Consider the following 14,437-nt stretch of genomic DNA (forward strand, 5'->3'; position numbering starts at 1 on the left):
ACCTGCAGGATAATGATGATATTCATAAAAATAAGGCACAGCATTTTGAAGAAATACGCTTAATATAGGCCTGGAATGGAGATTCATTATGAAAACACTGGTGATTGTGGCACATCCCAACCTTGAGAATTCGAGGGTCAATCAACGCTGGAAAGAAGAGCTACTGCAATATCCAAACGATATTACCCTTCATGAGATTTATAAAGAGTATCCTGACTGGAACATTGATATTCCTAGAGAGCAAAATCTAATGGAAGCCTATGACCATGTGATCTTTCAATTCCCTTTGTATTGGTATAGTTATCCGCCTCTACTGAAAAAATGGTTTGACGATGTGCTCGCTTACGGATGGGCTTATGGATCATACGGTGACAAGCTTAACGGGAAAAAGTTAGGGCTTGCTATATCCATCGGCGATAAAAAAGAAAATTATCAACCTGATGGCTCTGTTTCTTTTACCGTAGACGAAGTAATTGCACCCTTTAAAGCCAGTGCCAAACATGTAGGTGCAGAAGCATTACCGTACTTTGCTGTTTTTGGAGCTTCTTTTCAAGCCAGCGATGAAGAAATTAATACTAGTGCAAAAGAATATATCCACTATATCTTTAAGTACCATATTTGATACAAAAAGGGCTATCCCAAGTCTTGATCAAAGACTTTAAGGATAGCCCGCTATTAAAAAATCTAAAGCGTTTCTGTAGTGAGTGTAAATCCTTCGATCACAGCATCTTCGTCAACCTCAATCAAAATGCAGCGTCTACCTTGATAATTCACTTGCTTCACATATTTCAAATCCTGTGGGCTGACCGAAATCGTAGCTACCTTTGTTTCGATCTTTATCGATTTTGTAGTGAATTTTGGCATCACGCTACTTGCCTTCATCTCATAGTGCTTGTTGTCTACGATGGTTTCAAACGCACGTTCCACTTTTTCCATCGTCACGTCTTCAACACCGCTTACCTTCAGCACACGTTCTACATCTCTATAGTCGAGTTTAGGAGGTTCTTCTTCATCTTGGTTGGTTTCAATGACCTGGTGGATTTCCTCGTACAGCTGAGCAATGGTGGTCGCGTCAAGTTGTTCGCCCGCCACTTCCTTCACGATGTCTTCGAAAATAGCTCTCTCTTCCAGTGCCGTCACGGATCTTTCGGCGTTCAAGACCTGCTCGATGAAATGCGGATCTGGAAAATTCGATTTTCCCGTACAATACAGAATGCGGTTCACATCGGAATAATTGTCCGTCACGCTTGGGTAAAAGAAGCCCTGCTCCGGCGTACTTAACTTGACGATCGGATCTACAATGACATTGTACTTAAATTCCCTTTCCACATAATCAAATAAGAGAGCTTTCCGTTGCTTCTCCGTGGAATTCACGCTGCATAGAATAAACGGATGCGCGAACATTTCGTTTTTCTCACTTTCCTCGGCTTCATCGTTTCTATCTTTGGTCGGGCGGTAATACTGTCCGCGAACAAAAGTGATCACCGTATCACGTTCATAATGAGTATCCGCCATCATTCTGTCCACCAACAGCAGCATCAGGTCCTGCCATTCATCTGGATCCCCTGTCACCAAAGCTTGGTGAAGCATCACCTGCGCTGGCTCCTCCGCTTCCGCCTGAAACTTCAACTCGAACAATTTCTGATCCAGTTCGCCGGTCAAGAGTTTTTTGAAATTGCCCATATACAGCTCCTGCTTCTCTCTGTCCACCATTCCAAACGGCAGGCGCTCCCAATGATAGATCTCATTGCTTTCCTTCATAATATACACGTTGAGAATATCGTAAATACTCATTAAATCGTGATCTAGCTTAAATTGCTTGCGTATATGCGCGACTTCTTTCTTTATCATGATTCGTTAGACAACTCCTAGGAAGATAAATTGGTCTTTTCAGTATAAAGGATAAAAAAAACCTTCGCTAGAAGGGGTTTTTATAGGTTACTTCTTTTCAGTACCGTTCCAAAGCAACAATGCAACGCACTTTACGTCATAATACTAGGCGGTTTAATCAGTTCAGACTCACGAATCGCCTGTGGGCGCGATAGTTTTGACCCTCTACTTATGCAACAATGCTCTCTTGGATCCAAAAATAATAAAACTGATCGCGGCCAAAACCCAGACACCAATACCGCCATAGAGCATCACCAAACCAAAGCCGTGTACAAGTGATGCATGGATGATAGCTCCGGATGCATCCAGTGAGGATAGTTCTGGAAAACCCTGATGGAGAGACGAAGTGTTTCCGGCAGCTGTTTTTTCGGCCAAAGATCGCAATTGTAATGCATCGACAGTCTCAGGGAGAGCCCTCTTCAAATAAGAAAAGATGCCTTCCTGTAAAATGAAGCCCATTACGGCGATGTTGATGGCTAGGCTGATTAATCTGGCACTCATGTCTATGCCGGAAGCCATGCCTGCACGGGTACTAGGTACCGAGCCGGTAGTCGTGTTGGTCACAGGCGTGTTGGTTAATCCCAGCCCAATACCAGCCAACAGAGAGCCGGGGAGCATAGTCAACCAGCTGGCGTGATCGCCGCCGCTGCCATACTTCATCAAAATGAAGCCCAAGCCGATAACGAATAGACCCAATGGGATAACTATGCGCGGTTGATAGCGGAGCGAAAATCGCTCTGCCAGAGGCGGAATTACCAGGGTGGGCAGTGCATAAGCCAGAACAGACAACCCGGCGATTACGATGCCGTAACCAAGCCCGCTCTGGAAATAAATCGGAAGATAGATCATGAATGGCCAAAAACTGAAATTCATCCCGATGGAGCCAAGGAGAGCACCAGAAAAATTACGTATCTTGAATACGGAAAAGTCGAACATTGGATGGGCACTGTGCTTCTCCGCAAATAGAAATACAATGAAACTTATCGCCACTGCAACAAGGGTGCTGATGGATGCTGTACTGGTAAAGCCAAGTTCCGACCCTTGTGTGATAAAATAGACCAGGCCAAAAACCGTCAACGAAAGCGTGACGATGCCGATAATGTCCAGCTTTTTCGCCTGTGGATCGCTGGACTCCTCCACGCCGCTGAAGACAAGGATCAAAGTAAAAATGGTCAGTGGGACATGGACCAGAAAAACCCAATGCCAGTTCAATACAGCCACTATCATACCGCCAATGATAGGTCCAAAACCGAGACCGATACCGAACACGATCCCCCATGTGCTAAAGGCTTTACTGCGTACTTCTCCTTCTTGAAACCGATGTGAAAGAATGGCTATCTGGCAAATCTGCATCGCGCCAGCACCCACGCCTTGAAGAAACCGGCTGACGATCAGAACCGATGTGCTTTGCGCCAAGCCACAAATCAAAGATGTAATACCGAACAAGATGAGGCTGATAATAAAAATACGCCTCCTTCCATACCGGTCAGCCAGCGTTCCAACAGCCATCAGAACTGTCGCACAGGCAATGGTGTAGGCGTTCATAATCCATTGCATATCCTTGAGGTTGCCGTGCAATACCTTTTCCAGGGTAGGCAGTATCACAGGCACACTGGAAATTTCGAGGCCAAACATCAATGCGGACAAACATATAGCAGCTAATGTGATTATATTTTTGCGGGAGTGGGAGAGGCTCATTGGGGGTTTCCTCCAGACTCATCAATACATGCCTGTAAATCTTCTGTACCTACCTTATTTAAATCAAATTTTCTCAATGGTAGCCATCCTCTCTAACTTTTCAAGTGTAGATCATCATTTTGGTGAGAGTCATATTATATAATGTAAATTATTCATTTTACATATTAAAATCAATCAATTATGATGATCTAACAAAGTAATTAAAGGAGTTTTAATGAATTACCTTAAATCTAAAGGAGGGCATCCAAAGTGGATCATGTAGACAAACAAATTCTCTTCTATCTTCAAAATCAAGCGAGGATTTCAATGACAGAACTGGGGAAATGCGTAGGTCTGTCCCAACCTGCTGTAACGGAACGAGTTAGAAGAATGGAAGAGAAAGGAATCATTGAGGAATATCGCACCATCATCTCCCCTGAAAAAATCGGAAAAAATGCGGCAGCCTATATGTTGTTTCGGACTAGAGACTGCCTGGCATTTCTTGATTTTGTCCATGCATCTCCCCAAGTTGCCGAGTGCCACCGTATAAGTGGAGAACACAGCTATTTATTAAAAGTAGTGACCGAATCTACACATGCTCTTGAAGAGTTTGGCAATCAATGTGATAAGTATGGAACCTATACGATCCTGATTGTTATGTCTTCACCGATAGATCATAGATTTCTCATTCATTCTCTCGAAGAGGCATCTAAAGTTGACTAATGCCAAGCAGAAGAGCACCGAGTTTACAGAGAAGTAGCTTTATTAAGAGCGTCTTACAATAAGCAGGAATATATGTTTAGTTAGAAAAAAACGACATCTCTGTCGTTTTGAGGAATACGTATGGTGGCACTTTAGCGGATCGAATCGCTGACCTTCCTTTTTTACTACTCATTAATCGCATGCTCTAATGCATAATCTTCAAGCGGAATATCAACCTGTTGATTCATGGCTAGCTTGGCTAGCTGCTCACCAAGAAAGGGTCCCATCGTTAATCCCGATGAACCTAGTCCATTAGCAACAATTAGTTTATTCCATCCTTGAACCCTACCCAACACGGGAAGAAAATCTGCTGTAAATGGACGGAACCCTACTCTTATTTCATTTAGGCTACAATCTGCAAGACCGGAAGCCGTTTGAAGTCCTTTATTTAAAATTTCTTGCATTCCACCTGCGGTTACAGAGGTATCATAACCTACGACATCATTTTCGTGAGTAGCACCTACCACGATATTTTGATCCGCAAATGCAAGGATATATTGATCTGTAGGCGGCATTACCACAGGCCATTGCTCGGTACTCGCTTGTTGAGCAAGCTTCAAGTGCATAATTTGAGCCTTCTGATAACGCACCTGGAGCATGATCCCAAGCGGATGAAGCAAAGCGTTAGACCAGGCCCCTGCACACACAATCACTTCATCCGCTGTGAATGTCTGTTCTCCTACGCTAACCCCTTTAATTTCATGATCATCATGCTCAAGAATAGCATCTCCCTCAATCATCTGCGCACCATTACGCTGTGCCGCTCTTAGCAAAGCATCACGTAATTCACGTCCGTCCACTCTTGCTGCACCCGATACATGCAGCGCATGATAACCTTCTGATAATAATGGAAACTTCTCTTGTGCTTCAAGATCCGTCAGCATCGTAAGCTCACCTATTTCAGGGGCGTCCTCTCTGCGAAGCTCCGCTCTTTCTTTCATCGCGAGTAACTTTTTCAGATCATCATGGATACATATCGCTCCAACTTTTGCGTATCCAGTCTCGGTTTCTCCTGCCTCTTCCAACTCTTGAATAAGTGCTGGATAAAAGCTTGCTCCCGCTTTAGCAAGACGATACCATGCTTTGTTTCTGCGTTGAGACAACCATGGACAAATAATTCCTGCTGCTGCATCCGTTGCTTGTCCAACATCTTTACGATCTATTATTATGACTTCAGCACCTAACTTGCTTAACTGATAAGCTGCTGAAGCCCCTAATATCCCTGCACCAATTACAATAACCTTGTTCATGTCCTAAGTCCTTTCAGTTATTCACTTTTAATTAATACATTAACACATCCACTATATTTCAATGTAACAACCCGAATGATGATTCATTCACAACTTACCAGTTATATCTTAAATTTGACATTTATAATGAATTATCGTACTATAAATCTCACTCAGTTAAAAGTACTTTAATTAGAGTACTAAAATAAAAGTGTTGTTCAGAAGAAAGAAGGTATACAGTTGAAGTTTTCACAGTTTTTGAAGTCCAAAGGGGCCATTGGTTCTATTTTTATGGGTGTGTTCTATGCCATTGCGATGCTTGGTATTTTCTTACCAGGGTATACAGCACTTCCAGGGAACATGGATGATTTAAAAATTGCTATCGTCAATGATGATGCAGGTCAATATGGGGCTCAGATTTCGAGTCAGTTTTCGGAGAGCTTACCATTCAAAACGATAAAAACCGATGTGTCGAATAAAAAGGCGATGGATGAATTAGAGCATAATAAGTTAGCTCTAGTTGTCCATATTCCAGAAGAATTTTCCGCCAACGTTCAAAGCGGTAAGGTATCCGCAAGTATTGATTTCACAGTCAACGAAGCCTCTGCCACCATGGTATCTTCAGCCATGTCTTCCGTTGTAGGAGAGATTAACAAACAATTAAGCGCGAACTTCTCAGAGCAAACCGCAAAAGGTGTGTTAATGAACTTTAACGTACCAGAAGAACAAGCTACCGCAATGGCTACACAAATTGAAAATAGTTATGTCGGGAATTATGTTGTTATCAATGATGTTCCAGACGGCATGCATAACAACATGCTACCTATGTTCTTAACTATGGCTGGTTATGTTGGGGCAATGATTGCCTCCATGCAATTAGTTGCTTCTTTTAAAGCGAACCGCGGGAAAGCAAGCAAGACAAAACTGTTTATGTTCGTTCAATTAACAGCTTTATTAATCGCTATATTATCAACAGTCGTTGCTTTAGCCATTGCATTCTCTATTGCAGATGTAGACCTATCCTTACTGTTACCAGTTGCTGCTCAGCAAATTCTAATGTATATGGCTGCATTTAACGTATGTGCGATTATGGTCTTCCTAGTTGGCGAAGGCGGTATGGTCTTAAATATTCCAATCCTGCTCATGCAAACCATCGCCAATGGTGCTACCATGCCTCGTGATATGATGTATACACCATACGATTGGTTCGGCCGCATTACACCGATGTATTATTCTGTACAAGCTTATTTGGCACAAATGTTTGGTTCCATCAGTCCAGCACCCTTCTTATGGGGATTAGCAGGCGTATTTGCCGGGGCTATGATGATTAACATTGTAATCGTCCGGTTTGTTCATAAACCTGTACCTCTGACTAAAGAAACTATACTGCCCGTTGAAGTTAAAAATACAGCTGAAATAACCGCCTAGGTTTGGTAAGATAGAGTTTAGCCAACAATTAGGAGTGGGTTCTGTGATGTCAATTCAAATTTATATCTTAAGTAAGTTAATGGATGAAAATAATTATCCTTATAAATTAAAAAAAGAACTATCCACCCCTATTCCATTTGATAAATTGCTCAATCTATCTGAAAGCAAACTATATTATCACTTTGAATCTCTTTCGAAACAGGGCTTAGTTGAACAGGTAGAGATTATAAAAGAAGAACATCGCCCAGACAAACAGGTGTTTTCCATTACTGATAAAGGGCGCAAGCAACTCCCGCTCAAAATTTATCAGGTAATAGAAAATGCAGAATCTATTTCAGATATGATTGTCGCTCTTGTGAATCTTCGTTTTGTAGAGACTGATAAAGTGATCCCGATTATCGAGAAGAAAATTGAACAGTCACTGATAAAAAAAGATCATTTAAATCAAATTTACCATCAAATAGATGTGAAAAGCTCCTCTCGTGAAGTCGTAGATTTCATGGAAAGCTACTACGTTTCTCAACTTGAGCAATCTATACACTGGTGGAAAGTTCTTTTAGAAAAGCTGAAAACGAAAACGATATAAAAAAGAATGCCTTGGATTATAGCATAATCAAGGCATTCTTTTTTATATCCAGCACCAATCGCAAAGCTTTTTTCAATTATTCACTTTTAATCAATAAATATAAAAAGTATGGGGCACCGATTAAAGCCACGATCACTCCTGCTGGTATTTCAGTATTGGCTACTACCATTTTACCAAGCGCATCTGCAATAACAACTAATCCTCCACCTATTAATAGGCATGCGGGAATCATTATTTTATGACCACGAAAGAGTCGTCTAACTAAATGTGGAACCACTAAACCTACAAATCCAATACTCCCACTAACGGCAACCGCTGGTGCCGCCAATAATACACTACACACTAAAAACCAAACGCGATACTTATTTAGAGATACCCCTAAACTAATGACTACAGGATCGTTAAGCCTTAGTACATCCAATATAAGATGATTCCGAATTAATAAAGGCACAATAAGAAGTAACCAAGGCAGCATAGCATACACGTGGCTCCAATTACTATTCCCTATGTTCCCTGCCAGCCACACCTTAATCATCTGATATTGCGAAGGATCTAGTACGAAGGTTAACACAATCATAAATGCACTAATCGCAGCCGCAACAGCAATACCAGTATAAATTAATCGAATGGGAATAATGCCTTGATTGCGATCATAAGAAAGCATAAATAATAGAGCGACAACGATAAATCCGCCCAATAAAGCATACAGTGGCTGAACATAAGTATGTAAGCCGGTTGAGCTATTTTGTAAGAGTAAAAATAACATCATGGATAATCCAGCACCAGCATTTATCCCCAGGATGCCCGGGTCGGCCAAAGCATTTCGGCTTATGGCTTGTAGCAGCATTCCTGCTATTGCCAACGCGCCACCTACTAGAAAACCCAAGATCATACGAGGAATACGAAACTGAAAAAGTACAAGCTCCTGCCTCGGTGTTCCATTTCCTAATAGGGTCTGCCATAACTCTTGTAAGCTTAAGCTGCTTTGACCAGTAGATACACTATATATAAAGCCTAGCAGTAAAATGATTGCTATGATTATAGTTTTCCATTTTAGCTTCACTATAGTTCCCGCCTTTCTTTACGTGCCAAATACAGAAAGAACGGAACTCCAATAACTGCAATTACAGCACCTACAGGTATTTCATAAGGGGCATTTACGATCCGTGCCACTAAATCAGCAAGCACAACAAGGATGGCCCCCAGAACTGCGGATAATGGAATAATATAACGATAATCTACACCCACTATGTAACGTACCAAGTGCGGAGCAATTAAGCCAACAAAGCTTACAGAGCCGGCCAAAGCACATGAAATCCCAGCTAACATAAAGGCGGATAAAAGCGCGAGGTTCTTGATAAGCTTAATATTAACGCCTAGCCCTTCCGCTGTCTCATCCCCTACAGATAATATGGTAATCGACTTTGAAATTACGATGGCAAGTAATAGCGCAAGGAGCATCCAAGGCAACATTTGCTGTAAATGGGCTATGCTAATGCCACTTAAACCTCCTCCATACCAAAAAGCCACCTGCTGTGCCACTGAAAAAAAGATACTTATTCCTTCACTTAGGGCAGTTAGCATAGCAGATATGGCAGCACCCGCCAGTACAAGGCGAATAGGTGTCATTCCTCGTTTACTTAATAAGCCAACACTAAAGACTAAACCTGCTCCCAATCCTGCCCCTAGAATACAGAGCCAAAGTGTGCCTGTAAATGTAAGCGTCGGCAGGAAAACCATAGCAATAACTAGCGTGACACCTGCTCCAGCATTTAATCCAAGAATCCCCGAATCCGCTAAAGGATTGCGACTAATTCCTTGAATAATCGCTCCACTTACGGCAAATCCAGCGCCCGTTGCCATAGCGGCAAGTACTCGGGGTAAACGAATCGACTGGATCACCTGATGAGTAGACGCCTTATCATCAAAAGCAATGATCGACATGAATACATCTGCAAAGGGTATTTTTTTCGCGCCAAGGGCCATAGCAAGCACTAATACGCCTATTAATAGGAGGAGCATGAAGATTAGCAATAATAAAAAGGAGAACTTTTTTTCTCCTGTTAGAGATGATTTCTGAACATTCGCGGCCAATGTTTCCAACCCTTTCCCTTCACTTTACAAAAAGAGCCAGCCAAGGGCCAGCTCAGATGCAAACGAATATGATTTCTAACGCAAGTCAGAGGATGTGGTAAGCATAAATTTGACGGCCCGACTAATCGCACCCGAGATTACGCTCACATGCTCCTCTTGCTCAAGCAATGCCCAGCTTACTTCAAAGCTTGGAATGTGTAAGGCCATCATACTGTTACATAAATCCAAGCTATCCTTGACCATATAATCCAGCTCTTCTCCACCGGCAATCATAAGCGTTTTAAGTAAATGACTTAACGTATTGCTGTGTAAATCAGCTTTAAAATTCTCATACTCATTTAATAGTGAATAATCATTCCACCAGATGGAAGCACTACTTGCAATATAATGCGAAAACAAGGTAGGTTGTGTAAACAAGGCATGCAGAACAAATAATCCGCCAAAGGAATGACCAAACAATGCTTGCTTCTGCTCATTTATAACGAACCGCTGGGCAATGGCTGGCATTAACTCTTTTTCAAAAAAAGCAAGCAGCTCATCTGCCCCGCCAAATTCAGGCCAAGGCTCCCCGTTAGGACGTTTCGGTAAATTCGCAAGCTCGGCTGGCATGGTTAAATCATAGGTTCGACGCACTGTATCAAACGCTTCACCCCCAGGATAGCCGATGCCGACAACAATCGCGGGTGGATATCCTTTGGGCTTACGCGTCAGCAATCGGGTGATTTCAGCAGCGGTTTCAAAAAGTCCATTACCATCTAGCACATAAATGACGCCGTAGCCATCTTTTGCAGGCTCATCTAAAGGTTTGGCAATAAAGATTTCATAGTCCTTATGATTAGCTTTACTCGTAATCAGCATCGTTTCATAGTTGGGCTTTACATACGGTTTGATGATCATGGCTTTAGGAACTTCACGATATCGTCCATCGTCTTTTGATAAGCAATTAATCCGCTGGATCTCCAGTGATCGCCATCCACCTCGAACACTTTACCCGCTTGGACTGCAGGCAGCGCTTTCCATAAAGGACTAGCTTTAATGTCTGCCAGGAAGGCATCCCCGAGACCATCATTATCGTTAATAAAGATGTAATCAGCGTCTAAATCAGACAGCATCTCCAGCGAAATATCCGCAGACATCTCACCTTCTACAAGAGTACTTTGAGCAAAACCTAGCTCACTCAGCACATATCCCCCGTAATGGAAGTTACCCACTAAAAAGATCTTACGGGCATTCGCGTTAATATAAATCGCTTTTTTACCGGCAGAAACGCTAGCTAGCTGTGCTTTAGTCTCTTCTAGCTTTGTATTATAAGCAGCAATAGCTTCTGTTGCTTTATCCTCTAATCCTAGCAATTTCGCAATCGTTTCTGTTGCTTCCACTACGTTACCAAGTGCATTCTTAAACACGTAAGTTGGAGCAATTTGCGAGTAGTTTTCATAAACACCATTTTGTGCATAAAAAGCAGTTGGGAATATAATTAATTCCGGCTCCAAATCCACTACAGATTCTGGAGAGGGAATACCATTAGCGAAGCTGATTTCTTCTACACCACTTAACGTATCCTGTAGATATTGCTGCGGTCTTTCACCCGTGGACCATTGCGCTACCGGGGTTACACCAAGCGTTACTAAGTAGTCCTCTAGACCAGGCGCATACACTTTTTGTACAGTTCCGGGAATGTTTACTGTATTGCCTACTTGGTCAGTTACTACAAACGCTTCTCTAGCCGCTACTTCCGTTTCTTTTACAGCTGGTTCCTCCGTTGCGCTCGCTTCGCTAGTTGTTGCTGGAGTATCTTTTGCTTGCTGATTCGCTGCATTATTACTGCCGCAAGCTGTTAGTAGAATGGATAATAAACCAACCATTACAACATAACTTATTATCTTTGTATTAAACCCCTTCATGATTGACCTTCCCTCTTTCCTATTTTCTCAATAATAATCATTCTCAGTATTGAGTGTATAAGAGATAGGGCTCATTGACCATGTAACATCTTATGATTCCTCATGTACATTTTCAAGGTATCATCATCACAGCAACTTCTTCTAGCATCCGCTTTAAAGCTACAGGCGAATATTCGAACCAAGGATCTGAATGAATGACATAGATTTGTTGCTGTTTAATAGCCTCTAACTGTTTGAATCCAGCGTCTCTCTGCAAATGATGCCATGTTGCGCGTGACTCATCATCGGGGCATATAATCGTAAACAGCTTATCTACCTCCAACTTACCTAGCTCATCAAGAGTAATCTCGGTATTATATAGACCAGGCTGCTCATAACTAGATACCGCTCCCAAATCCTGAAACAAAAGATGCTCGATGCCTGTATTGCAATAAGCAAAGATTTGCTGCTGATAAATACGTATAACTAGAACTTTAGGCGGTGTAGAGGTCCACCCTAACTTGCGACGAACGTCTTCCAATCTTGCCCTATACTGCGTGATCCATTGTTTCGCTTCTTCTTGTTTATTTAATCGGGCAGCAAGTTCAGTTAACGCTATTAAGCAATCTTGTTTATCATCCAACCAATAGATTGGAAAATGATCCTCTATCTGTTTTACCAGCTCTGACGACAAATCTTTGGGAGAAATAAGCAGATCGATTGGCAAATGCAATAGCTCATTGGGGCTGCAATAATTTTTGTTTTGGGTCAAGGTTACCTTATGCTCGATTTCTTGCGACCATAAATTATAGTAGTACGGTGTCCATTTTGCACTTAAGGGTGCAGCAAACGGAACTACTCCTGCCGCATGTAAATACCCCATCATGTTCCCAGTTACAACACCGATATTTGATTTTTGCTGGCTGGAATACATCGTTGGGGATATCCCTTCGACCTTTTTGAACACTCGGCTAAAATAAAACTCATCACTATATCCAACAGCCTCTGCTATAAACTTCAAGCGAACGTCTTCCTTTTGCAATAACTGTTTAGCCTTTTGAATCCGCAGCTGGGTAACGAACTCCATTGGACTTTGTATATATTCCTGTTTAAACGCTGAGGAAAAATAACTGGAACTAAGACCAGTAAGATCAGCTAAATGAGCCAAAGATAAGGGCTTCGTGAAATTCTTTTCTATGTATTTTCTAACCTCACTTAAATCTGTCTTTTGAGATTGTTTTTGCATTCTGTCACCTCTTTACTGCTTGGATGAATTTTATTAAAATCGCTGATTGATAATTATTCTCAATTATACTTTTGTTTTGGGAAGCTAGCAATGGTTGGAAGTATATAGCCTCGTAAAAAAAAAGACGCTCAGGGGAATCCCCTCGCGTCTTCTTTGTGTGTATCTATGGGCATTTCTACCCTAAGTAGACCATCTTATTTTGAATCAACAACCGGAACGGAAGCTGGAGCTGCAACTACTCCTTCATTCTTCTGTAAATTCTCTTTCACTTCTTCAGTCCCTAAGGACTGTACAGGAGCACCGATGCTAAAACTACCGATGATCTTCCCAAGTGTAGCTTTGTCAAAGTCTTCTTGAGCGTAAAGTTCAATGGTAAAGCCATCTTTTTCCCAAATCACAATTCCATTTGCAAAATAAACCTTAGTCCCGTTAATTACTTCTGTTTTCACTTCTTCTGTAGTGCTGATCCCATTGTCACCGCCCTTGGAGATTAGGAAATTAACAGCTTTATCCCCGGAGTTATACTGCACTTCAACCATGCTGGTCCCCTGAAGAACAACATTCACAAACTCATAGTCTGCCATCCAGGTTGGTGCCGGGAAGTTCATTCCAAGCTCCGCACGTGCTTCATCCAGGGTCAACTTGGGTGCAACCGGCAATTCAATGGCAACATTCTCCCCGCCTTTCCCCTCTTCAGATGGAGTCATTGACTGTGCAGCCGAAGGGATTTCCTTATCGTATTGCGTGATTTCGAGATTTCCTACTTCAAACTTTGCCATGATTGATTGGAACATATCCTGTGCATAGGAGGTTGCAGAGAATGCTCCACCTAGACAAATTACTGCACTACCAATCACTATTGCATTTCTCCAGCTACTTTTTTTCATCGTTATCCCGTCCTTTTTCTCTGATTTGAGTTCAAGAGCTCCATGGTCCAGCTTGTATACTAAACGGTTATAAATTCTTTCTTTGGCGGCTGTGTTATCCTGTTCAACATTCTCAAGCAGCTCTATGGTTTTGCTGAATTTTGTGAGATCATCATTTTTCTTATTCATGGTTGAATCCTCCTGCTTTTAAGGAAATATGCAGTTTCTTCAGACTTCTATGCAATACGACACCAATATTGGACTCACTGACGCCCATGATCTGTGCGACTTCGGAATTTTTCAGCCCAGCCCCATATTTCATTGCAATGATATTACGTTCCTTCTCACGCAGCTTGGAGAGCGCCTTAAACAGTGCTTGATTATTATCCTCACGAATCGCCAATTCCTCCGGAGACGGCTTGGGAAATATGAGCTCCAGCAAAGAATCTAGTGAGGTGTAGCTTCTTTTCTTCTGCCCTCGGAAGTAATCCGTCACAGCGTTCCTTACAATGGCAAACAGCCAAACCTCAAAATTCGATTTTTCTTCTGAAAAGCTGTAATACTTACACATCACCGTCTCAAACACCTGACTGCAGATGTCCTCTGACACGTGGTGGTTATTAATACGATAACTAATATATTTGTAAACACGTTTGTAGTACGTATCGTACATCCGGGTAAATTCCTCTTTTGACATCATGGCACCACGTGATCTTTCGATATTCTTGTAACGGTCCGCAGTACCCTGGATAACTTCCATCTTCACCCTCCTTCCA

The 14,437-nt window shown here is 42.1% G+C and carries 14 protein-coding genes; 4 read left to right on the forward strand and 10 right to left on the reverse strand.

Annotated features, from left to right (window positions below; genetic code table 11):
• Positions 1 to 88: 88 nt before the first annotated feature.
• Entirely contained in the window at positions 89 to 622 is a 534-nt protein-coding gene (locus NSQ29_RS23840; RefSeq protein ID WP_341126249.1) for an NAD(P)H-dependent oxidoreductase, read from the forward strand.
• Between the two features lie 62 nt (positions 623 to 684).
• Here the strand turns inward: NSQ29_RS23840 and NSQ29_RS23845 are convergent, their stop codons facing one another.
• Entirely contained in the window at positions 685 to 1,851 is a 1,167-nt protein-coding gene (locus tag NSQ29_RS23845) for a DUF4317 domain-containing protein (protein ID WP_341126250.1), read from the reverse strand.
• A gap of 204 nt (positions 1,852 to 2,055) precedes the next feature.
• Positions 2,056 to 3,588, reverse strand: coding sequence for an MFS transporter (locus NSQ29_RS23850; protein WP_341126251.1), 1,533 nt, complete (start codon positions 3,586 to 3,588; stop codon positions 2,056 to 2,058).
• Between the two features lie 249 nt (positions 3,589 to 3,837).
• Here NSQ29_RS23850 and NSQ29_RS23855 point away from each other — a divergent pair, with 249 nt between their 5' ends.
• A complete protein-coding gene (locus NSQ29_RS23855; protein WP_341126252.1) occupies positions 3,838 to 4,290 on the forward strand; it encodes an Lrp/AsnC family transcriptional regulator in 453 nt (150 codons plus the stop codon).
• 164 nt (positions 4,291 to 4,454) lie between these two features.
• Here NSQ29_RS23855 and NSQ29_RS23860 read toward each other — a convergent pair whose 3' ends face one another.
• Entirely contained in the window at positions 4,455 to 5,579 is a 1,125-nt protein-coding gene (locus tag NSQ29_RS23860) for an NAD(P)/FAD-dependent oxidoreductase (protein ID WP_341126253.1), read from the reverse strand.
• A gap of 219 nt (positions 5,580 to 5,798) precedes the next feature.
• Between NSQ29_RS23860 and NSQ29_RS23865 the strand changes: the two genes are divergently transcribed.
• Both NSQ29_RS23865 and NSQ29_RS23870 read left to right on the forward strand, forming a co-directional pair.
• Positions 5,799 to 6,986, forward strand: a complete 1,188-nt coding sequence (locus tag NSQ29_RS23865; protein WP_341126254.1) for a YhgE/Pip domain-containing protein — start codon at positions 5,799 to 5,801, stop codon at positions 6,984 to 6,986.
• Positions 6,987 to 7,032: 46 nt separating this feature from the next.
• Complete coding sequence (locus tag NSQ29_RS23870) at positions 7,033 to 7,572, forward strand: PadR family transcriptional regulator (protein ID WP_341126255.1); 540 nt, start codon at positions 7,033 to 7,035, stop codon at positions 7,570 to 7,572.
• 76 nt (positions 7,573 to 7,648) lie between these two features.
• On the opposite strand, the gene NSQ29_RS23875 is transcribed toward NSQ29_RS23870, so the two are convergent.
• The 7 genes from NSQ29_RS23875 to NSQ29_RS23905 all read right to left on the reverse strand — a co-directional run bounded on the left by NSQ29_RS23875 (position 7,649) and on the right by NSQ29_RS23905 (position 14,421).
• Positions 7,649 to 8,635, reverse strand: coding sequence for a FecCD family ABC transporter permease (locus tag NSQ29_RS23875; RefSeq protein WP_341126256.1), 987 nt, complete (start codon positions 8,633 to 8,635; stop codon positions 7,649 to 7,651).
• Positions 8,635 to 9,675 carry a FecCD family ABC transporter permease gene (locus NSQ29_RS23880; RefSeq protein ID WP_341126257.1) on the reverse strand — a complete coding sequence of 347 codons (1,041 nt, stop codon included), beginning with the start codon at positions 9,673 to 9,675 and terminating at the stop codon, positions 8,635 to 8,637. Before NSQ29_RS23880 ends, NSQ29_RS23875 begins: the two co-directional genes overlap by 1 nt.
• Positions 9,676 to 9,741: 66 nt before the next feature.
• Entirely contained in the window at positions 9,742 to 10,563 is an 822-nt protein-coding gene (locus NSQ29_RS23885; RefSeq protein ID WP_341126258.1) for an alpha/beta hydrolase, read from the reverse strand.
• On the reverse strand, positions 10,560 to 11,570 hold the full coding sequence (locus NSQ29_RS23890; RefSeq protein ID WP_042184843.1) for an ABC transporter substrate-binding protein: 1,011 nt from the start codon (positions 11,568 to 11,570) through the stop codon (positions 10,560 to 10,562). Before NSQ29_RS23890 ends, NSQ29_RS23885 begins: the two co-directional genes overlap by 4 nt.
• A gap of 112 nt (positions 11,571 to 11,682) precedes the next feature.
• Positions 11,683 to 12,795, reverse strand: coding sequence for a helix-turn-helix domain-containing protein (locus NSQ29_RS23895; RefSeq protein ID WP_341126259.1), 1,113 nt, complete (start codon positions 12,793 to 12,795; stop codon positions 11,683 to 11,685).
• Between the two features lie 194 nt (positions 12,796 to 12,989).
• Positions 12,990 to 13,850 carry a hypothetical protein gene (locus NSQ29_RS23900; protein WP_339268697.1) on the reverse strand — a complete coding sequence of 287 codons (861 nt, stop codon included), beginning with the start codon at positions 13,848 to 13,850 and terminating at the stop codon, positions 12,990 to 12,992.
• On the reverse strand, positions 13,843 to 14,421 hold the full coding sequence (locus NSQ29_RS23905) for a sigma-70 family RNA polymerase sigma factor (RefSeq protein ID WP_052404147.1): 579 nt from the start codon (positions 14,419 to 14,421) through the stop codon (positions 13,843 to 13,845). Before NSQ29_RS23905 ends, NSQ29_RS23900 begins: the two co-directional genes overlap by 8 nt.
• Between the last annotated feature and the right edge of the window lie 16 nt (positions 14,422 to 14,437).

The organism is Paenibacillus sp. FSL F4-0236, assembly GCF_038000135.1.
In the GTDB taxonomy this organism is placed as follows: Bacteria; Bacillota; Bacilli; order Paenibacillales; family Paenibacillaceae; genus Paenibacillus_AQ.